Annotated in this window: 13 protein-coding genes and 4 pseudogenes; 7 read left to right on the top strand and 10 right to left on the bottom strand. The window is 40.6% G+C overall.

From position 1 onward, the window contains the following. A pseudogene (locus RMY31_RS22725) lies at positions 1-188 on the top strand (hypothetical protein); the annotation flags it as partial. 317 nt (positions 189-505) lie between these two features. Here the strand turns inward: RMY31_RS22725 and RMY31_RS22720 are convergent. Further along, positions 506-1,685, bottom strand: a pseudogene (locus RMY31_RS22720) (ISAs1 family transposase). 139 nt (positions 1,686-1,824) lie between these two features. Here RMY31_RS22720 and RMY31_RS22715 point away from each other — a divergent pair. After that, positions 1,825-2,097: pseudogene (locus RMY31_RS22715) on the top strand (IS630 family transposase); the annotation flags it as partial. Between the two features lie 42 nt (positions 2,098-2,139). Here the strand turns inward: RMY31_RS22715 and RMY31_RS22710 are convergent. From RMY31_RS22710 to RMY31_RS22695, 4 genes and pseudogenes are all read right to left on the bottom strand, one after another. Continuing rightward, positions 2,140-2,769, bottom strand: a pseudogene (locus RMY31_RS22710) (IS982 family transposase); the annotation flags it as partial. 158 nt (positions 2,770-2,927) lie between these two features. Further along, entirely contained in the window at positions 2,928-3,161 is a 234-nt protein-coding gene (locus tag RMY31_RS22705) for a hypothetical protein (RefSeq protein WP_322660792.1), read from the bottom strand. A gap of 45 nt (positions 3,162-3,206) precedes the next feature. After that, positions 3,207-4,685, bottom strand: coding sequence for an ABC transporter ATP-binding protein (locus tag RMY31_RS22700; RefSeq protein ID WP_322660794.1), 1,479 nt, complete (start codon positions 4,683-4,685; stop codon positions 3,207-3,209). Positions 4,686-4,730: 45 nt separating this feature from the next. Then, positions 4,731-5,777, bottom strand: coding sequence for a BMP family protein (locus RMY31_RS22695; RefSeq protein ID WP_322660796.1), 1,047 nt, complete (start codon positions 5,775-5,777; stop codon positions 4,731-4,733). A 167-nt stretch (positions 5,778-5,944) separates the two neighbouring features. Here RMY31_RS22695 and RMY31_RS22690 point away from each other — a divergent pair, with 167 nt between their 5' ends. Together RMY31_RS22690 and RMY31_RS22685 are read left to right on the top strand one after the other, a co-directional pair. Then, the gene (locus tag RMY31_RS22690) at positions 5,945-6,385 is read left to right on the top strand and encodes a DoxX family protein (RefSeq protein ID WP_322660800.1); all 441 of its coding nucleotides are present in this window, start codon (positions 5,945-5,947) and stop codon (positions 6,383-6,385) included. 37 nt (positions 6,386-6,422) lie between these two features. Beyond that, positions 6,423-6,917 carry an ureidoglycolate lyase gene (locus RMY31_RS22685; RefSeq protein ID WP_322660803.1) on the top strand — a complete coding sequence of 165 codons (495 nt, stop codon included), beginning with the start codon at positions 6,423-6,425 and terminating at the stop codon, positions 6,915-6,917. A gap of 148 nt (positions 6,918-7,065) precedes the next feature. Here RMY31_RS22685 and RMY31_RS22680 read toward each other — a convergent pair whose 3' ends face one another. Further along, complete coding sequence (locus tag RMY31_RS22680; protein ID WP_322660805.1) at positions 7,066-7,425, bottom strand: DOPA 4,5-dioxygenase family protein; 360 nt, start codon at positions 7,423-7,425, stop codon at positions 7,066-7,068. A 223-nt stretch (positions 7,426-7,648) separates the two neighbouring features. On the opposite strand from RMY31_RS22680, the gene RMY31_RS22675 reads away from it, so the two are divergent. Both RMY31_RS22675 and RMY31_RS22670 read left to right on the top strand, forming a co-directional pair. Beyond that, positions 7,649-8,401 carry a carbonic anhydrase gene (locus RMY31_RS22675; protein ID WP_322660807.1) on the top strand — a complete coding sequence of 251 codons (753 nt, stop codon included), beginning with the start codon at positions 7,649-7,651 and terminating at the stop codon, positions 8,399-8,401. A 196-nt stretch (positions 8,402-8,597) separates the two neighbouring features. After that, a complete protein-coding gene (locus RMY31_RS22670) occupies positions 8,598-10,808 on the top strand; it encodes a CHASE2 domain-containing serine/threonine-protein kinase (RefSeq protein WP_322660808.1) in 2,211 nt (736 codons plus the stop codon). 841 nt (positions 10,809-11,649) lie between these two features. Here RMY31_RS22670 and RMY31_RS22665 read toward each other — a convergent pair. Next, positions 11,650-12,189, bottom strand: a complete 540-nt coding sequence (locus RMY31_RS22665) for a GAF domain-containing protein (RefSeq protein ID WP_322660810.1) — start codon at positions 12,187-12,189, stop codon at positions 11,650-11,652. Between the two features lie 357 nt (positions 12,190-12,546). Beyond that, a complete protein-coding gene (locus RMY31_RS22660) occupies positions 12,547-13,731 on the bottom strand; it encodes an NAD(P)H-quinone oxidoreductase subunit H (RefSeq protein ID WP_322660812.1) in 1,185 nt (394 codons plus the stop codon). Positions 13,732-13,971: 240 nt separating this feature from the next. Here RMY31_RS22660 and rsmH point away from each other — a divergent pair, with 240 nt between their 5' ends. Next, on the top strand, positions 13,972-14,874 hold the full coding sequence (gene rsmH, locus RMY31_RS22655; protein WP_322660814.1) for a 16S rRNA (cytosine(1402)-N(4))-methyltransferase RsmH: 903 nt from the start codon (positions 13,972-13,974) through the stop codon (positions 14,872-14,874). Positions 14,875-14,888: 14 nt separating this feature from the next. Here rsmH and RMY31_RS22650 read toward each other — a convergent pair whose 3' ends face one another. Both RMY31_RS22650 and RMY31_RS22645 read right to left on the bottom strand, forming a co-directional pair. Further along, positions 14,889-16,673 (bottom strand): ATP-binding protein, encoded by a 1,785-nt coding sequence (locus tag RMY31_RS22650; RefSeq protein ID WP_322660816.1) that lies wholly within the window; start codon positions 16,671-16,673, stop codon positions 14,889-14,891. A 772-nt stretch (positions 16,674-17,445) separates the two neighbouring features. Then, positions 17,446-19,797, bottom strand: coding sequence for a peptidoglycan DD-metalloendopeptidase family protein (locus tag RMY31_RS22645; protein ID WP_409878192.1), 2,352 nt, complete (start codon positions 19,795-19,797; stop codon positions 17,446-17,448). Positions 19,798-20,432 lie beyond the last annotated feature (635 nt).

Below are 20,432 nucleotides of genomic sequence, written 5' to 3'. Positions count from 1 at the left end.
GCTTAGAAGATTATCAACAGCGAATTAATAATTTCATCTCACTTAATACTTGGGAGTTGTCCTGTGAGCGTCAAGAGTCAGTCAAAACTAATCTGCTAAGAGCTTTTCCCAGTCTGTCCGAGCTTGAAGATTATCTGCAAGTCGTCATCGGTCGCCCTGTAATCATACCAGCACTGTCAGAACAGTTGGTTCTGCACTAGCTAGAGATGGTGGTGGCGGCACAGCTATTTGCGCTGCATTGATCCCTTCTAGGCTAATTGCTAGGGGCCCTTGACAGGGAAAACGCACCTTATTTCCTAACAAAAACTAATAAGGATTTCAAAATCATCTATATAAGTGCAAAACATAAACAAAGTAAATCGAATTTTTGACAACCTGTAAATTAGCTTATCTTTAATAAAATAACGCTTGGACAAAAATAAATTAGCTAACTATTCACTCATGAATCAGCTTGCTTATTCATGAAAATAAGCAACAATCTTAACTAAATTATTGACAATCTAGTTTACGTTAAAGCTAAAACTCTTTCTAAATAGTTATTATCCATTGCTGCCAAAAACTGTTTATTTTTGATTCCCCTTTTCACACGCTTCTCTTTACCTAAAAGATTTACTGCTATCTGCCGCATCAGGGCAAAATTTTGTGGAGCATTATCTTTCCTAATCCGGCAATCATCTTCTTTTAAAGCTACATCTAATACCCAATGCAACGAATTTTCTATTCCCCAATGACTGCGAACAGAATTAGCAAATTGTTTGGCATTATCCTCAAGACTACTAATAAAATAACGAGTCTCCACTGTTGTTTTACCATCTGCTTGCCGGACGGATTCTACCATCCCAATACTATTAAAGTTTGACCAAACTGAATCAGGGTCAAGCCGAGATTGAATTCCTGATAACATCACATAATTGCGGATTTCATGCCGCCCATGCCCTGTTTCTTCGGTTTTATATGTGCTATGTTGAAACTCTTGAAAACCTGTACTTATCCCTAACTTAAATAGTTCTTCTACTAACTCATACAGATTACCTTGGTTCTTTTTTAAAGTAATTACATAATCTGCGTTTTGTTGTGTAATTAACTTCACAATTTCTTTCTGACAACCGATTGCATCAATCGTCACGATACAACCATTAAGCTCTAAAACTTTGATTAATTCTGGGATGGCTGTAATCTCATTCGATTTCGAGTCTACTTTCACCTGTCCTAATACTAATTTATTTGTAGTTGCCCATGCACTCACTATTTGAATTGCACTTTGTTCAATACGACTATCATGAGACCCACATAAAGTTTTTCCATCAATTGCCACAACTTCACCCTCCGTTCTAAACTGTACTGTTTTCATCCAATTTCAGAAACATGACTGAAATTGTTGCGGATTTAATTGGGCAAATACTCTTGCAAATGTGAGGCAGCGCCGTGCGGGGGTTCCCCCCCGTTGAGGCGACTGCCGTATCATGTGATGGTATCCCGTTTGGTAACTCCAAAAACGTTTTTAACCATTCATATTTTGTGCAACCATACAATTCAATTGCTACCCAACTATCTGCTCCGCATATTACTGCACAGATGGCTATTGTCAAAATATCTATCAATTTATGTCGCTTTGTACGATCTATTCGTGGGTCTGACATCACAGCAAAATGGTCAGCAATTGTAATTTTGGGCTTGAGCTTCACGCCTTCCTGGGCAATATTCCTACTTTTACAATGACTTTACCATCAAAGCCTCATTGCTCAACCTCCATACCACCAGCGATTGCTGCCTTTATCCCTTTGCTAGTATTTATGTACTATATTTAGATGCGTTTGCCCTGATCGCTCCAAAGAGATTCGAGGTTTCTTGTCAGAGGTTAATCGAGGTTTGGCAACCGAGCAATGGAAAATACACTGCGTTCGCTTTGCTCCTAATTGCCCTGAACAAAACCCTATGGAAGATATTTGGTTGCAAGCCAAAACATGGGTTCGACGTTTCTGTGCTTTGGTTCCAACATTCTCACATTTGAAGTGGATGTTTGAATGGTTTATTCGACACACTACATTTGATTTTACCACCCTTCAGATGTACGGTATTTATTCAAAATTCAAATAGGATTCCTATATAAGCATTTAAGTTAACGTGAGTTCGACGGGACTAAAAAATGGCAGGAGGCAGTGCAGGCAAATCGTTTGGGTAAATGTCAATTGAGGGTTTTTTGGGCAGATAGGTGTAAGCAGCCAAACCAGCCATCAAGTTGACCAAAAAGTTAAATACACTACGATGTCGAGAGTGTTCTATTTGACACATATTTTTGAGATGGTCATTGACCGACTCAATGACTGCTCGCTTGCGTAACAGAATTTTATCAATGAGCTTGACCAAGCGATTTTTCATTTTCTTTTTGGATTTGGTTACTAACTGCAACCCTCGCTCATATAATTCTTCAAATAGTTTTTGTGATATGTATCCTCTATCCCCAAAAAGTTGAGCCAGTGCGTTGGGCGGCTCTGCCGACTTGAAGCAACTGGCGTTACCAATTAAGTCTTTTGTCATGTCTGGGACTGGCTTTCAGTCATCAACATTTGCAGGAGTTAGCTGGAATGCAAGTAATTCTCCACAATCGTTAATAATCAAATGAAGTTTAAAGCCAAAGTGCCAGCCCACAGAATTTTTACCCCATTTCATTAATCCTTTAAAGACTTTGTGAGAATGTACCCTACAGTTATGACAAACATTAATCGGGGTTGAATCGATAAAGCTAATTCCAGTTATCTCTCCTGTACGTGAAGGATAATCACAACCGTCATATTCAATTCCACTGGCAACCCGTTGTGCTACCCGTTTTACTGCCAAATCAGCGCTTTGTAACCAAAAGTAAATTAAATTAATTATGTAGCCTTTGGCTTTACATTCAATTATAAAAGGTGCAAAAATTCTTGCCGCTAATGTAGTTTCAAAAGCAAAATCACTGCCTGAATTAGATAAGTTCGCAGTCGTGTAATCATTAATCTTCCTGCTTCAATAGCCATAGACTCTGGATTTAGTGGAGAAAGTCCAGCTGCAATCGCATCTGCATTCACATACTCAAAGCAGTCTAGAAAATTAGGCAATAAACTCATTGAAACGGTTGTTTTTCCTGAACCATTTGCACCACCAATAATGTAAAGACTCGACATAAAAATTGTATATAATTAAGCTTATTTTCTTTGCGTAATCGCGTCTTACTGTCCTCTTCTCCCCCCACCCATTAGTAAACCAATCTCTTCCACCGTCGTCTGTGCATGTAAAATAGCCACAAACTCACCCCTGTACATTACGGCAATGCGATCGCTCATTGCCATCACTTCTTCTAACTCAGTAGAAATATACAAAATAGCGGCACCGCGATCGCGTTCTGCTAATAATCGAGAATGTACTGCTGCTGTCGCCCCCACATCTAACCCACGAGTTGGTTGCATCGCTACTATTAAATCTGGTTCCCCTGCAAGTTCCCGCGCTAAAATTACCTTTTGTTGATTTCCCCCCGACAGCTGACTCACCTTGATATCTTCTTCCGTCGCCCGGATATCAAACTCTTGTATTGCAGACTTGGCGTTATTTATAATCGCTGCTGGTTGCAGTAAAAAACGACGACAAAATGGCAGTTTTTTAAAAGCCTTCAAAATTAAATTTTGGGCGATGCTAAACTGCAAGACTAAACCCATTTTCTGTCTATCTTCCGGGATGTAACCGATAGCTTCCCTTTTTAAGGAGAGTTCTCCAAACTCAATTTTGCCTCGTTTGATAGATCGTAAATTTGCGATCGCATCTGCTAATTCTCGCTGTCCATTGCCATCTACACCAGCAATTCCTAAAATTTCTCCTGCGCGCAAATCAAATGATACATTATCAACAGCGATCGCCCCACGGTCATCTACAACTTGCAAACCTCGTACAGACAAAATTACCTTTCCTGGTGATGGAGTTGATTTATCTACATGTAAAGCAACTTCGCGCCCCACCATCAATTCAGCTAACTGCTGAGGTGTCGCTTCTTTAGTTGTCGTCGTTGCTACTACCTTTCCTCGGCGTAACACTGTGACTGTATCGCAAAGATTAATTACTTCTTCTAACTTGTGGCTGATAAAAATAATCGTATTGCCAGCAGTTGCTAGTTTTTGCAAGATAGCAATTAATGATTCTACTTCCGGTGGTGTCAGCACGGCTGTGGGTTCGTCGAGAATCAATAATTTAGCTTGACGGTAAAGAACTTTGAGAATTTCTACCCGCTGTTGTGTTCCTACTGCTAAATCTTCTACTTTGGTATTTGGATTAACTTCTAAGCCATAAGCTTGAGATAATGCAGCAATTTCTTGTTGTTTTTGCCGCAGGTTCAGACGCAAAGTATTTTCTGTACCTAAGATGATATTTTCTGTAACAGTCAACTGGGGTACAAGCATGAAATGTTGGTGAATCATGCCAATTCCCAGTTTGATAGCTTCATGAGGTGAGTTGATTGTTACTGGCTGTTCTTGCAGATAAATTTGCCCGATATCGGGTTGGTAAAGACCGCTAATTATATTCATTAAAGTGGTCTTACCCGCTCCATTTTCTCCTAAAATCGCATGAATTTTGCCAGTTTCCACAGAGAAACTAATGTTATCGTTAGCAACAAACGATTTAAAAGATTTAGTGATTTTTTCTAAGTGCAAATGTATCATTTACCAAAATACAACTAGAAGCATTGCATCTATTAAAGCTTAAGTTTAAGCTTTTTTTAGACAACGCGTATCTTTTCCACCATCTTTACAGTTTTCAAAGATAATTTTTTTATCGACAATTTCCTGCTTTGTTGTTAGTACCTTTTGCTTAATAGATCCTGGTACTATTGTGCCAAACTTTCCTAAAGATAATATATCTGGTCTTTCTAAACCTATACTATATATTTGACCTTTTAATTGTTTTTGTTTTGCTAATTCTGCTAGGTACACTATTGCTAAATCTAGCCGCTTTACGGCACTTGTTAAAACTGCCTTTGGAGCAATATCTAATTGGTCTTTAGTATTACCAAAAGCATAAATACCCTTATCGCTGGCAGTTTGGAGTACTGCGGCTGAGGCGTTATCTAGCCACTGATAAATTATATCTGCTCCAGATGAAATTAATGCCAGTGTTGCTTCTTTACCCTTGGCAACATCATTCCAATCACCTGTAAAAGTAGAGATAATTTGGATATTGGGCTTAACTGATTTTGCCCCTAATTCAAATCCCCGTAATTCTTCTTGTGTAGCTGCAAATTCCTGTCCAGCGATATAAGCTAATTTGTTAGATTTAGTCATCGAAGCACCGATGATTCCACACAAATAGCTACCTTGTAGGTGATCTATTCGCAAAGCGGCAATGTTTTCACCTTTGATAGAACCGTTAACAGCTATAAAAAACGTATTCGGAAACTGTGAGGCTACTTGTTCCACAGCAGCATCAAATTGTCCGCCGTGGGCAAAGACCACATTGTAGCCTTTGCGGGCAAAATCTGTTAGCGCTTCTGTTTGATCCGCTTGTGCAACTTGTTCTACATAGGCAATTTCTGCACCCAGCTTTTGTTTAGTCAGCTTCACCCCTTCGTAACCAGATTGATTCCAAGCTTTATCGGTGATGACTCCAGGGAAGGCGATCGCTATTTTAAACCCTTCGCGACCAGCAGATGTTAATGTCTGCGTTTGGTTGCTACTGCAAGCTTTCAGCAGTAGGCTAGTAGCAAAGGTAGCTGAACCATATAAGAAAAATTGACGGCGACTGTAATTTATTTTCATAGACTGACCTTAAGATTGATAGTCAATTTAGTTACTAAAATACTCTAAAGTCGTAAGTGGTATTTTAAAAGTGGTTTGCGGATTTTTCCTACTGTTGACCGAAGACAGGCTGACACCAATCGATAACACTGTTTTAGTACGTGCAAGTATAGAATCAGGCTAAAGCAATGAATAAGCATAAGGAACTCTTACGTGTCATCCTTGCTGTATCTATCATCGTAGTGGGAGTGACACACTTTGTTGTACCAGAACAATATGTAAGAATTGTGCCACCGCAACTTCCCTATCCTTTAGGGTTGGTTTATCTCAGCGGCTTTTATGAAATTTTAGGTGGTATCGGGTTATTAGTCCCGCCTGTCAGTCAAGCAGCTGCTTGGGGATTGTTTGCTCTTTTTATTGCCGTTTACCCAGCCAATATCAACATGGCGGTGAATCTGATTAAGGTTGATGGTATACCCAATTCACCTTGGGTTCACGTAGTCAGACTTCCCTTACAAGCGGTTTTACTAGCTTGGGCTTGGTGGTATACAAAACCTTCAGATAAAGAAAAACAAGCTTCTATCATTCCTAAGTCACTCATTCCTAAAGAACTGAATTCTTATTGGTAATGAGCGTGCTTTTTTTCCATGCAATCAAGATTTTTTTATGAATACATCACAGACAGTACAACAATTACAAGCTGAATGGGTGACACCAGAAAATTTTCGGCGTTACGGACAGGTGATTTTTGCTAGCCAAGACGGTAAAGCTTTTGATGCAGAAGATGCTCAATTAAATTTACAGAATGGAACTCCGCGATTTTATATTATGCGGCTGCAAAAGCGAGGACAGAAATTCCATAAAATTACTCGTCACGTGCAATGTACTCAATGTTTAGGTTCTTTGGAAGGAAAAGACTGGTTAATTGCAGTTTGTCCTCCTCGTAATGATATGAATGAACCAGCGTTAGAGAAAATTGCAGCTTTCCGTATTCCAGGAAATTGTTTTATCAAGTTAAATGAAGGAACTTGGCACGCAGGGCCATATTTTGAGCATGAGGTTGTAGATTTTTATAATTTAGAACTTGCTGATACCAATGTGGTAGATCATTTCACTCATGACTTTCTCAAGAGTCATCAATTAGAGTTTGAGATGGTTTAGTAGTATTAATTTAAGCTGAAAACCAAACAAAATCTACATTACTGTAATTCCAGGTTTTTTGTAAGATGGGTGTTTGCGATCGCTATAATCTACCAATTGGCCTTAAACGCAGGAAAGCTAGCAGGGAAAGGTTGATGAAACTAATGTTTTATTGAGTTGTTCTAATCCGCCGTAAGAATTCAACATTCAACTCTAGCTTTTCTCCTAGCCATAGAGCATGTTCTGTATGATCTGCGACATCATCGCCTGTCTCAGGATGAACCAAAACATCCAATCCCTCACGATTCAGCATTAGCCAGGGGACGATGTTAGCAAACTGATTTGGTAAGAATGCCACTTGATACATTGCTTTTGGGTGTGGCCCGATGGGCAAATCGTGCCAGCGCCCAAGTCGCACCTCAAACCTCGCCCCCAATTCTTCGCGTACGCGTGCAGCGGCATCTCGACTGGCGGCATCGTAGTAAATATGAGCGTGAAAACCAGCGATCGCGATACTATCTTCTTTCATCGTTCTCAACTCCACTTTTCACTCTCAACTCAAATTTGACGGCATAGAGTAACCTTTAAAAGTATAACAATTTGTGTTATCAGAAAGGCAGTGAGAGTAGGGGGAGAACAACTAATGACTAATGACTGCGAATTTTCATAATTCAAGATTGCTTCAGATTTATTCAATATCTGCAAAAATGTAGAGAAAGTAAAATATAGATAATAGACTGCATGAAATACTGATGAAATATCACAGCATTGATGAACTGATCCAAAATAATCAGGCTTGGGTTACAGAAAAACTGGCCTTAGACCCAAATTATTTTGAAAATTTGGCAAGCGGACAAACACCACCTTTTCTCTACATTGGTTGTTCTGATAGTCGTCTGCCCCTAACAAACTTTACCCGTACAGAACCCGGAGAGTTATTTGTACATCGTAATATTGCTAATCAAGTTTCTCTCACAGATATTAACTTATTAGCTGTTTTAGAGTACGCAATTTGCCATCTTCAAGTTAAACACATTATCGTTTGTGGTCACTATGGCTGTGGTGGCATTACAGCTGCTTTAGAAGGAAAAACAACCGGAATAATTGATAACTGGGTAAATCCGATTCGGGAACTCTACTTACAGAAACAAGACGAAATTGATGCTTTGCCAACCAGAGAAGAACGTCTGAATCGTTTAGCGGAAATTAACGTTCTGGCACAGGTTAAAAATCTTTACCAAACTTCTATTATGCGTAAGGTACTCCATGAAAAAGATGCGCCTACTGTTCATGGCTGGGTGCTGGATATACGCACCGGGTTAATCAAAGATTTGAATGTCTCAACAGTACAATGGCAATCGCACTCATCTTGCTTGTCTTGCAAACTGCCTATAGTTACTCTGGCTGATTTTATACCACAAGACAAAGTTGCAAGTTATGGCGGCAACGAAGAAGTGTCTGAAGCGTGGTTACCTATGGCAAGTAAACAGCATACGCTAGAGTGAAGGCGACTAGGGATTAGGAAAATTCTTTTCTAGTCACCAGTTCCCAGTCCCCATTACCTCAGCGATCGCGATCGCCTCGAAAAACCAAGTAAACTGCTAAATTAAATACAACTTGGGTTAAATTGCCTTTAATCCTGAGTTCGGCACTTCTTGGGATTGGCAACATTTATCAAATTCAGGCTACCGCTGCAACGCTGTGATTAATGGAATATTAGCAAGACTCCGAGCCGCGTTGGCAAAAGACAAGAGTTCTGGTGACACTTTTGCCAACAAAAATTGGTTGCCGATTCTGGTCACTAGTTTGGGTGTCACTGCTTTGGTATGGGGCGTTCGCGAACTCAAATGGTTGCAGTCTTGGGAATTACAAGCTTACGATCGAATGCTGCGATCGCGTCCTGCTGAACCTCCCGATCCCCGGATTTTACTAGTAACAATTACTGAAGAAGATGTGGCCCAACAGAAATGGCCCTTGTCGGATACCACAATCAATCAGCTATTAGCAAAACTAGAGTCCTATAAACCGCGTGTCATTGGTCTAAATATTTACCGTCCAGACCAAAAAAATTTGGCTGCTGGTCTGAGGAGTCAAGACAACATCATTGGCACTTGCTTGTTAAGCAGCATGGGCAGATCGGAAATTCCACCACCGCCTAGTTTTCCTGTAGACAATATCGGCTTTAGCGATTTGATTCCTGATAACCAGGAGGATCAAATTGTCCGCCGCAGTTTATTATTTGCCCACTCTACAGATAGCAAATGTACAACTACATACTCGTTTGCTGCTTTATTGGCAATTAATTATTTAGAAAAACAAGGATTGGAAATAGATTTTCCCGACCAATACAATTTCCATCTGGGTAAAACTTACTTCCAAACTCTGAAAGCAAATTCTGGTAGCTACAAAGGTCTGGATACGGCTGGTTATCAAATACTTTTGAATTACCGCCATCCCAACCGCCTGGCCCAAGAGGTAACTCTGACACAAGTCCTCAACAATCAACTCAATCCTAATTGGGTGAAAGACCGACTCGTAATTATCGGCACAACTGCTGCGAGTCTGCATCCTGGTTTATATACACCCTATAGTACTTCACCAGAGCAACCAGCCAGAATGCCTGCTGTCTTTATACATGCACAGATCGCAAGTCAGCTTCTCAGTTCAGTGCTGGATGGAAGGCCTTTAATTTGGTACTGGACTGACTGGGTTGAATTCTTGTGGGTGTGGGGTTGGTCACTGGTGGGCGGTGTTTTAGCATGGCAGTTACGACATCCTTTATTGCTGCTAGTGGTAGGAAGTACAACCCTAGCTGGCTTGGTGGGGATATGCGCTGGTTTGTTTCTCCAAGCAGGGTGGATACCACTAATTCCCCCAGCCATAGCCTTAGTTATGAGTGGTGTTATTGTCATGGCTTACACCACTTACCAGACTCAGCAGCAAACTAAGGTTATTATCCTGCAAGTTGAACAACAAAAAGAAGCGATCGACCAGTTAAATACCCTTTTAAAAGAAACTATAACTACCGCAGACACGACTATAATTCGCGATCTACATACTGCATCTACACTAACAACACCAGAAAAAAGTACTGGCGATTTGCTTTTGGGTGGACGCTATCAAATATCTAAAGTTCTCGGTGCTGGTGGATTTGGTCGCACTTATTTAGCAAAAGATACTCAGCGACCGGGTAATCCTAGCTGTGTAGTGAAACAGCTAATGCCAGCACGTCGAGACACAAAATTTTTAGAAGTTGCTAGAAGGTTATTTAATACCGAGGCAGAAATTTTAGAAGCTTTGGGTAAACACCATCAAATTCCGGAATTGCTAGCTTATTTTGAAGATAACCAAGAATTTTATTTAGTTGAAGAATATATTCCTGGGCATACGCTTGGTGAAGAATTACCACCTGTGCAAGGCGTACAAAATGAATCTTTTGTCATTGACATGCTCAAAGGAGTTTTAGAAGTTTTGGCATTTGTTCACGAGCATCGTGTAATTCATCGGGATATCAAACCAACTAATATTATTAGATGCGTTCAAGATAATCGGCTAGTGTTAATTGATTTTGGTGCAGTTAAGTTAATGCAACCACCGACTAGCGAACAAACAGAATTAGCAACAGTAGCCATTGGCACGCGGGGTTATGCACCACCAGAGCAAATGGCTGGTCATCCTCGCTTGTCTAGTGATATTTACGCTTTGGGGATGATGGGTATTCAAGCCATTACTGGAATACTACCCCAAGAACTCCACCCAGACCCAGATACGGGTAATATCATCTGGCGAAAAACAACACAAGTTAATGAAGAATTAGCCGTAATTTTAGATAAGATGGTGCGCTATCATTTTAGCGATCGCTATCAATCAGCCGCCGCAGTTTTACAAGATTTAAAACGTATTATTGAATGACTCAATTTCTTTATGACCAATTTGTCAAAGATTCTCAAGGTAGAATTATTAAAACCTTAAGAATAAATGCAAGCAACAAGCCACATGGTGGGAGAAGTTCGAGAAATTGATGTTTTATCTTCTCCTTTAGCAGAACAAAGTGCCAATGTAGAAACACTAGGTCAGTAGATTGCTGGGCTTTGTATTCCCTGAGCCACTATCCCAAAGTGGTCAATATCTTGTACTCTGATTTCTGAAACTGATGGCGTCATGAGTAAAAAATACCATTAATTTCCTCATTTACCTGCTGAATATCGGCTTGACGCATACTGCTTCGCAGAACCCGCAGGGTAGCAGCTTGTCGTACCCTTACAGGGAAGCAAGCTACGCGCAGCGTTGACTACAGGAGAAGACATCGCTTTTGAGAAAAACAATTGAAGATTAAATTAATCTAAATAAATTGATTAAAAGGTTTATCAGTAACGCCTTTTACGGTATTCATACGAATTAATATCTTATTAGTAAATTAAGTCTGATTTACTAATAACTAGGAGAATATTGTGATTAAAAATTTATTAGCTTTTATAGCTAGTATAATTTTTAGTTTTGGAACGGTAATTTTCATTAAAAGGCTGAATCTACCTGTATTTACTACTTTCAGCGTTGCTATCTGTGTAAGTCATATTTTGATGATTATTGTGATGATACAGAATTTTAGGTCTAGATTTAATAAACTTAAATAAACCGATCAACAAGTTTATTATTTACAGCAATTCCCCGAATATTTTAGTATAGCCAAACACAAATCATGAGAATTAGATGAACTCCAAGCCTTAATTTTGGATACTCTATCTTTCGTATTCTAACTCTCTAAGATGTTGGAGTCTGTTGCTAAAGTTTGTGCTGCTGTTTGCATCATTTCAATATCTAATGACGACCAAGAACGAGGCTCTTGGCAGTGATGAGCTGCTAACAATCCCCACAATCCTCTGGGTATTAAAATTGGTACGACTAGGTTGGCACGCACTTGTATACTACGGAGAAAATCTCTGTGACAAGTCTGGATTGGTTCTAATTCAATATCAGCGATCGCTCTTACCCGTCCAGCTAAATACAGAGCTGCATAATCGTTATTAAAACAATTATCTGCTCCTGTTGAACCTAATATGGAAAATTTATTATTACTTAAGGATTCAAAAGTGACCTGCCCGTGCCATTGCCAATAAAAGTAATACAAAACCACGCGATCGACCTGAAGTGTTTGTCTGAGTTGATCCGTCGTCTGTCGGATTAATTCATTTCGATGCATTGTTCTGACAAGGCGGTCTAAAACTCTTTGCAAACCCTGTTCAATGTGGGGGTTGGAGCTAGGGTCAGACTCTGATTGAGAATAAATTTGCACAATTCTATAACTACAAGTAAGTAAAGACTGTCACATTTATATATTAATTTATCAAGACTCTTGCTAAAAAATCATACTGAATTAAAAGCACTAATTAGATTTTCATCAAATAGAATACTAATTGCTGTATTCAAGGTAATTAAGAATTAAAAATATAAGTTTGAAACCACAATTTTTTTACAGAATTAATCATAAGATATTAAAAATTAACATTTTTTTTAATTTTTTAGTTCAAATTTTAACCAGTTCAGTTGTTACGTCAAGAAAATTGCACATTAACTCTAGTAGACTGTTGACCGTTGAGAGTCAACAGTCAACAACCCTACGAGTATTGATGCTTTTGGAATGGGCTTGAGCTTATCTGTCTACAGATCCCATAATCACGTCAATACTACCGAGAATAACCACAATATCTGCTACCTTCATTCCCCGTAGTAAAGTAGGTAGAATCTGGAGGTTGTTGAAATCTGCCGGACGAATTTTCCATCGCCAGGGGAAAACGTTATCATCACCAACTAAATAAATTCCCAGTTCACCTTTGCCGCTTTCTACACGGGAGTAAATTTCACCCTTGGGCATCTTAAAGGTCGGGGAAACTTTCTTGCCAATGTACTGGTAATCAAACGCATCCCACTCTGATTTTTTCCCAGCAGCTAAGCGCTTGGCTTCGAGGTTTTCGTAGGGGCCTCCGGGTAGTCCTTTGATGGCTTGACGAATAATCTTCACAGATTCGCGCATTTCCCGCATCCGCACCACGTAACGGGCAAAGCAATCACCAGCTGTTTCCCACTGCACTTCCCAGTCGAAGTCGTCGTAGCACTCGTAATGGTCAACTTTCCGCAGATCCCACTTCACTCCAGAAGCGCGTAACATTGGGCCAGATAGCCCCCAGTTAAGCGCTTCTTCGCGGGTTATCGTACCAATACCTTCAACACGACGGCGGAAGATAGGGTTATTAGTAACCAAGCGTTCGTATTCATCAACTTTCGGTAATAAGTAGTCGCAGAATTCCAGACACTTATCTACCCAACCATAGGGCAAATCGGCTGCCACACCGCCAACACGGAAATAGTTGTTATTTACCATCCGGTATCCTGTGGCAGCTTCCCACAAATCATAAATCATCTCCCGTTCTCGGAACTGGTAAAAGAAGGGAGTTTGCGCGCCCACGTCTGCTAGGAATGGGCCAAACCACAGCAAATGGTTAGCAATACGGTTTAATTCCAGCATGATGACGCGAATGTAGCTGGCGCGTTTGGGTACAGCAACGCCTGCCAATTTTTCTGGCGCGTTGACAGTGACAGCTTCGTTGAACATTCCCGCTGCGTAGTCCCATCGACTAACGTAGGGAACGTACATTACATTAGTCCGGTTCTCGGCAATTTTTTCCATTCCTCGGTGGAGATAGCCGATTACCGGTTCACAATCAACGACATCTTCGCCATCCAAAGTGACAATTAGCCGCAGTACCCCGTGCATTGAGGGATGGTGAGGTCCCATATTCAGCACCATGGGTTCAGTGCGGGTTTCTAGTCTTGCCATAAATTCCGTGTTCTCCCATTGTGAAAATTTTGACTTGAACCGCGTAGATGCCAACCAGACCCGATTTACCGTGTCTGCCAAAATCAGATTTGTAAGGGCAATATTTTTAGGAAAGCCTCTCTAGAGGCTTTTACATGTATTGCCCATACAGGAGTATGTTGGAGATAGGGTGGCAGCGAAGGGATTTGATTTGATGTTGCATTTTGTTTCACTTCTTCAACTATTATATGGAAGCTCGATATGCAGAGAATTGAGGCGCAGGAATTTTTTCATGTGCCGGTCTTAAGTCGGGAGGTAATTGAGGGTTTAGCAGTGCGTCCCGGCGGGCATTATTTGGATGCTACGGTAGGCGGTGGTGGTCACAGTCGCCTGATATTGGCTGCTGCTGCGGATATACAGCTAACGGCGATTGACCAAGATGAGGATGCTTTAGTGGTGGCACAGAAACAACTAGCTGAGTATGGAGAACGCATACAATTTATCCTCAGCAATTTTGCTGCGTATCAGTTTACTTCTAACACTTTCGACGGTATCCTTGCCGATTTAGGAGTAAGTTCTTACCATTTAGATCGGCCAGAACGGGGTTTTAGCTTTCGGCACACAGCCGATCTGGATATGCGAATGGATAAGCGACAACCGCTAACCGCAGCTGATGTGATTAATGAATGGGATGAAACGGAATTAGCGGAAATTTTCTTTAAATATGGTGAAGAAAGACTATCGCGGCGGATTGCCAGACGTATTCTGGAAAAACGACCGTTGCACACAACTACAGAATTAGCTGAGGCGATCGCTGCTTCTGTTCCTCCAAAATACCGCTATGGTAGAATTCACCCTGCTACCCGTGTTTTTCAAGCTTTGCGAATTGTCGTCAACGACGAGTTAAAGTCTTTAGAAACTTTCTTGGAGAAAGCACCTAACGCTCTAGTTCCAGGTGGCAGAATTGCCATTATCAGTTTTCATAGCCTGGAAGACCGCTTAGTCAAGCATAGTTTACGAAATTCACCTTCATTGCGGGTCTTGACTAAAAAGCCAATTATTGCTCAAGAAGAGGAAATTGCCAATAACCCGCGATCGCGTTCTGCCAAGCTCAGGATAGCAGAGAGGAAAGAGGAGCAACTGCCGTGGAGCAGGGGAAGATAACAGAGAAATAACTCCTAATTCGTGACTTCGATTGTTCTTGGCAATTCGACACAGAATGTCGAACCTTCTCGCAGTTTGCTGGTAACGCTGATTGTACCTTGCATGATTTCTACTAATGATTTGGTAATTGCTAACCCCAAACCAGTACCACTATATTTGCGTGTAGTCGTTTGATCGACTTGGCGAAATTGCTCAAAAATATACTCCAGGTCAGACTCAGCAATACCAATACCGCTATCTTCAACTGCGATCGCAATTCTGTCCCTAGAAATTTCCCACAATTTCACTGCTATCCCGCCAGTTTCTGTGAACTTAATAGCGTTTAATAACAGCTTGACCAAAACTTGTTTGAGACGGTTACTGTCGTTCACTACAAAGGGATGAACGAGGTTGATGTCTACTTGTAAATTTAATAATTTTTTTTCTGCTACTGAGTGGTGTTCAGCGACAGTTGTCAATACTAAAGTAGCCAAATTAAATTCTTCTACCTGTAACGAAAGGCAACCAGCTTCGACAGTAGTAAAGTAGAGCATATCTTCAAGAACTTCTAGCAACTGATTGCCATTACTGAGAATGCGTTGCAGCATGTCTATTTGTTGCTCAGACAAGGTTGAATTACGTTGGCGCAACATCACTTGCGATAACCCTAAAATCACGTTTAGGGGAGTGCGAAGTTCATGAGAAGTAGTAGCTAAAAATTGCGACTTTAACTTTGCCGCTTCTGAAAGTTGCAAATTCTGTAGCTGAATTTGGTGTCGGTTTTTTTCAAGTTCGCGAGTTTGCTCTAATAAAATTGCTGTTTGTCTAGCTAAGTGTTCTTCTTGCTCTTTGAAAGCTCGATCCATTCTGGCATTATTGATGGCGATCGCTACCACATCAACAACTGCATCCAAAAGCTTTTGTGAAGTCACATCAAAAGCATGAGTATCTTCCCAGTTACCAATTACTAGGACTCCCAATCTTCCTGCTTGTGCTGACTCTATCGCTACAGCATACATTGAAGAAGGATTGAAATAAGAAAACATCGAAAAACAGGGATGCAAGAAGACGGGACAGTCTTTAACAATACTCTCTTCAGTATTCTTACTTCCTTGAAACAATTGGGGAATACCTGTAGCAAATACTTGATATAATGAGTTTGACTTGGTATGAGCGGGTACACGATCGCAAATTGAGGCTTCTCTTCGACTCCATGCATCTCTACCTTCTATATCGCCACTCAATTTAAGTAAAAATAGTTTATCTACATCTATCCCAGCTTTAGCGTTTAGCTCTAACTGTTGAGTTTGGGGGTTATGTAATGCTATAAAACAAAACTGAGCATCATCAATAACATTACAAACTTCTTGTACTATCTTGTCTAATAATTGAGGTAAATAGATTAATTGCTGGTTGATCGAGTTTGTTAACCGCTGGAGTATTTCCAGTTGTTTAAACATATGGCAAGAAATTGATTTTTCTGCCAAATTGGTGTGCTGTTGTCCACCAAATATCATGATTTCCTGATGGCACTTGCCTCCGCGATCGCTGTCTTGTTGCTCTCCAGTAGTGATATTGAATAAACTTCCCCTAAAACTGTCTTCCTCTTCTGAGCAGGTTTCATTAATTCCTTGGATAGCGTGGGTAATATCTACTGATACATATGGTAGTTTATCGTTAGACATCGCTTCTGGGCATTCCCTGCCTGCTGATAATTGCATTGTTTCATCAGTCATCTTGAATGTCTGATTTATTGCCAGACTTTCTACTTCATTAGAACCTACGAATATAATTTTCAAAGTTTCTTCCATAGCCATCATTTTAGCAATTTATTTTAATCCATAAACTTGATTTTTATCTGTAATTCTACTAGATACTCTCTTGAGTTTATTTTTACTTCGATCTACTATAACTTGCATTTTTGTTAATTAACTAATAATTAACTAAAGCTGAGTTAAGTAAAATGCTAAGGTTTATCGTTAAGAAAACTACACACTGTTAATAGTAAACATTTAACGATTAGTAACAGTATTTATGTCAATTAAATGCGCTTTAGCTTATTAAGCTTTATTTATATAAATAAAAATAGTGCAGTTACTTACCAGTATCATTTTATTTACAAAATTTATGTATAACCATAGTTTGAGATAGTAATCAAATGAGTAGAAAAAGTGGTCATTTTTACCACATTGTCCATTAACTGTTATACAGCAATTAACATGCTGCAAAACCTGCAAGACAACACTCTAAGTAAGATATTTTTTTGTAAAAACTTATTGTGTATTCAATAAGAGACAGATATTTTCGTAGTATTAAGAAACAATCTTATTTCCATCTTTGCTCTGGAGAAATTATTAAAATGCAGTTAAGTAAGTGGACAGTTAAATGCTAATAAGGTTCAGTTAAGCATTTATTTTTTCTCTCCCCCTACTTGCCTCAACAGATAACTTTCCTGAACTGAACTGTATTTTAGTTAAAAGGTAATCTAAACTCTTCCTCATCCTTTGCTTACTATGTTGACTAAAAACAAAAGAGGGAGCTAAACTCCCTCTTACGAATAAGATAATTATTTTAGTTAAAGTCAACCAGGAATTATAGGCGCGGTAGCATAGCTATTGGGTTAACAGCTCCTTTGCCTGATGGATGGATTTCAAAGTGGCTGTGTGGACCAGTACTGAAACCTGTACTACCCATAGCAGCAATTATTTCTCCTTGGCGTACTTGCTGACCTGCTTTTACCATAATCTTGCTGTTATGACCATAGCGAGTCATGCTGCCATCAGGATGGCGGATATCGACGAGGTTGCCATAGCCACCTTTGTTCCAACCAGCCTTCTCTACTACACCATCAGCTGATGCGTAAATTGGTGTGCCAGTAGCGTTAGCAACGTCAATTCCCTTGTGCATTCTTCCCCAGCGCCACCCATAGCCAGAGGTCATTACACCTTTTGCAGGCCAAACATAGGCTACAGAAGAGGTTGAAGGAGGTGGAATAGTCTCGTCAATCGGTTTTGGCAAGTATTGATCTACTGCTGCCAAAGGCGGGAGTGAGACTTTTGGAGTAACAGTGGTTCCCCGCATCCTCCCCATAGAGCCAGAGGTATTAACACCAATAGGAGGCGTTGCTATCCGACTGCCAGATGCGTTACGAGTAGTCAACTGACCATCTGCTTGATTGGGCAAGAACTCTGGGTTTATTGGCTCGTTAACGGGGAGAGTCGCACGGAATTGGGGCTTGACTGGTTGATTGCTATAGCTAGGTGCTATTGGGCTAGGAACGGGAATTGGCACCGCGAAATCCTTACGTCCCGAAACAGGTGTGGACACGGCAAAATTATTTGGACTAGCAACGGGAATGGGCACGGCAGCACTATTGCTTTCAGGCTCATTAGCTGCTGGCGCAACTACATTCCCAGACTGTTGGGCGCGGTATTTCTCCTGTAATCTCTGAATTTCCGCTTGTAAGGTGCGGAGACGTTCATTTTTTGCTACTGCTACCTTTTGACCTGGTTTTTTAGGCAGCTGCATCTCAGCAAAAGCTGTTGGTACTGGAGTATCACCACCTAAACCGTTAGTGTTGGCATTGGCAGTGTCTTTTTTGGGTGCAATGGCAGTATTTGGCTGTATTTGGTTATTCGCAGTTTCTGGTGTTGGGACATTAATACTGCTGTTGTCGGCCAAGACTGGTAACTGTGAAGCAGCTGATAAATTTGGATAGACACTAACAGTGTTCGCAGGGTAAGTGGCTACCTTGGAATTACTGTTGGACTGCACGTAAGATGGCTTAACTAACACTGATGTCTGTGGGACATTTCTACGCTCAACCTGAGCAACAGGAATAATCAGTGTTTGACTGATTTTCAGTTGATTGGGATCGCTGAGATTATTTGCCTTGACTAGTTCTGAAACTGAAGTATTGTATCTGCCGGCGATCGCTGCCAGTGTATCTCCAGGTTTAACTTCGTAGGCTGTAGTGTTTGATGAAGCGACAACTTTTGGTGTGGCTGGTGCAGGTGTTGTTGCTGCTTGCTGCATCAGTTCACTTGGTACTTGTGGCTGTTTCAACCCCAATAAGACATTTGCTTCGTTAGCTTCAGTGAGAGTAGGTGACTGTTCTATTACCGTGCTACTCGCACTTAATGGTGGTAGGTTCTCTTGTGTTGTTTCTGTTGTCGTTGCTTGTGCTACCTTGATGGCAGATTTTGATAAATTTTTGGACTCCCCAGACCGCAACTCCGCCAGGCTTTTTCTTAAACGGTTCGATTTTTCTTGTAAGTTATTCAGTGCAAACTCTTGTTGCGCCTTGAGTTGAGCATTAACTTCACTACTGGCGACTGTGCTTTGTTGTGCCTCTGTTTGTGGTTGGGCTTTCAGGAATGCGGTTTGTCCGTTAGCAACACCACTAGTACTAGACAATTTTTCTATTGTCTCTCCCGACTGGTTAGCTGCTTGCACTCCCTGTAACAATTGAGGTTGCTGGAAGACGGAAGTTTTATAAGCTGTTTTGGAAAAAGTTTCTGATGCAGGAACTTGTACTGATATTCCGCTTGCTGCAACTTGCAATTTAGCTTCAAGCCCAGGCAACTGTGAAATTGCTGTCGGTTCCACGATGACAGCGTTTTCTGGCACACTCGCTGATGAGATTATTTTGTTCTTCAGCTTTATGTGAGCAAATTTCATTTCAGTGTCAGGAGCAGCCGGAATACTTGAGGCTGCCTTTTGGCTGCCTACAGGTGCTGCTGCTTGGGCTTGATCGCTTTGCCGAGCCACCAAAAGGCTGGTTGCTCCCATTGAGATTGCCAAGCCAATCATGGCGGCTTTAGTCCGCACCCGACGGTTAATAACCGTTGGATTAACTACATTTAGCTGCTCTAATGGGGCATCATCGTTGCTGGGGGTATTTTTCAGCACAGCCTTCACTCTTTTTTTCAATGCTCGTTTCAAAGACGACCTCCTATGATCACTAGCGCTTAACTGATCTCGATTTTTCAGTCTGATACTAGTCAATGATTTAGATCACATCGAACTATGGATCAATATCACATTCACCAGAGATACTTACGCAAGATTAACCTGCTTCTCTGATTTAGACAAGTTCACACCTGTTAGCAAAACTTAAAAATTGCTGTGCTTACTTGTCCGCTTCACTCCTCAACACCCTAGAACATGTTACTTTTTGCAGTTGTCTGCTCTTGCTTCATTAGCTGTGACTGGAAAATATTATTTACCAGCTTTTTGTCGCTGTCAGCAATTGAGTTGTTACGACTTCTGGAAAAGCGATGCCCCCTGCTGTAGATATCTTCAAGGTTTTTCTACCCGATCAGTCTTCCCAACACGAGACTTTACGTTGATTATTCCCTAAAAGACAACCGTACAAACTTATAGCTACTTTTGTCCTCCTGAAAAATACTTATTCAGTCCAAAAAGCTCAAATGCTTCATAAGACTAAGTCTTAGTGTTTTTGTTCCTCCAGCCAAAACAATTCAAATTCATCAAAATCTATCATTCAAATTTGTTATACCCAGATATTCCCTATACAAATTTCTTATATCAACGCACTTTGATTAGTGAGTATTTTT

This window comes from Dendronalium sp. ChiSLP03b, assembly GCF_034531165.2.
In the GTDB taxonomy this organism is placed as follows: domain Bacteria; phylum Cyanobacteriota; class Cyanobacteriia; order Cyanobacteriales; family Nostocaceae; genus Dendronalium; species Dendronalium minutum.
Note: the sequence above shows the minus strand (reverse complement) of the source record. Positions and strands in the feature narration are given on the sequence as shown.

Excerpts from the sequence above, each read along its gene's own strand:
- rsmH (WP_322660814.1), top strand. The coding sequence starts at position 13,972 with ATGCAGAGAATTGAGGCGCAGGAATTTTTTCATGTGCCGGTCTTAAGT.
- RMY31_RS22685 (WP_322660803.1), top strand. The coding sequence starts at position 6,423 with ATGAATACATCACAGACAGTACAACAATTACAAGCTGAATGGGTGACA.
- RMY31_RS22705 (WP_322660792.1), bottom strand. The coding sequence starts at position 3,161 with ATGTCGAGTCTTTACATTATTGGTGGTGCAAATGGTTCAGGAAAAACA.
- RMY31_RS22695 (WP_322660796.1), bottom strand. The coding sequence starts at position 5,777 with ATGAAAATAAATTACAGTCGCCGTCAATTTTTCTTATATGGTTCAGCT.
- RMY31_RS22700 (WP_322660794.1), bottom strand. The coding sequence starts at position 4,685 with ATGATACATTTGCACTTAGAAAAAATCACTAAATCTTTTAAATCGTTT.
- RMY31_RS22675 (WP_322660807.1), top strand. The coding sequence starts at position 7,649 with ATGAAATATCACAGCATTGATGAACTGATCCAAAATAATCAGGCTTGG.
- RMY31_RS22650 (WP_322660816.1), bottom strand. The coding sequence starts at position 16,673 with ATGATGGCTATGGAAGAAACTTTGAAAATTATATTCGTAGGTTCTAAT.
- RMY31_RS22690 (WP_322660800.1), top strand. The coding sequence starts at position 5,945 with ATGAATAAGCATAAGGAACTCTTACGTGTCATCCTTGCTGTATCTATC.
- RMY31_RS22660 (WP_322660812.1), bottom strand. The coding sequence starts at position 13,731 with ATGGCAAGACTAGAAACCCGCACTGAACCCATGGTGCTGAATATGGGA.
- RMY31_RS22680 (WP_322660805.1), bottom strand. The coding sequence starts at position 7,425 with ATGAAAGAAGATAGTATCGCGATCGCTGGTTTTCACGCTCATATTTAC.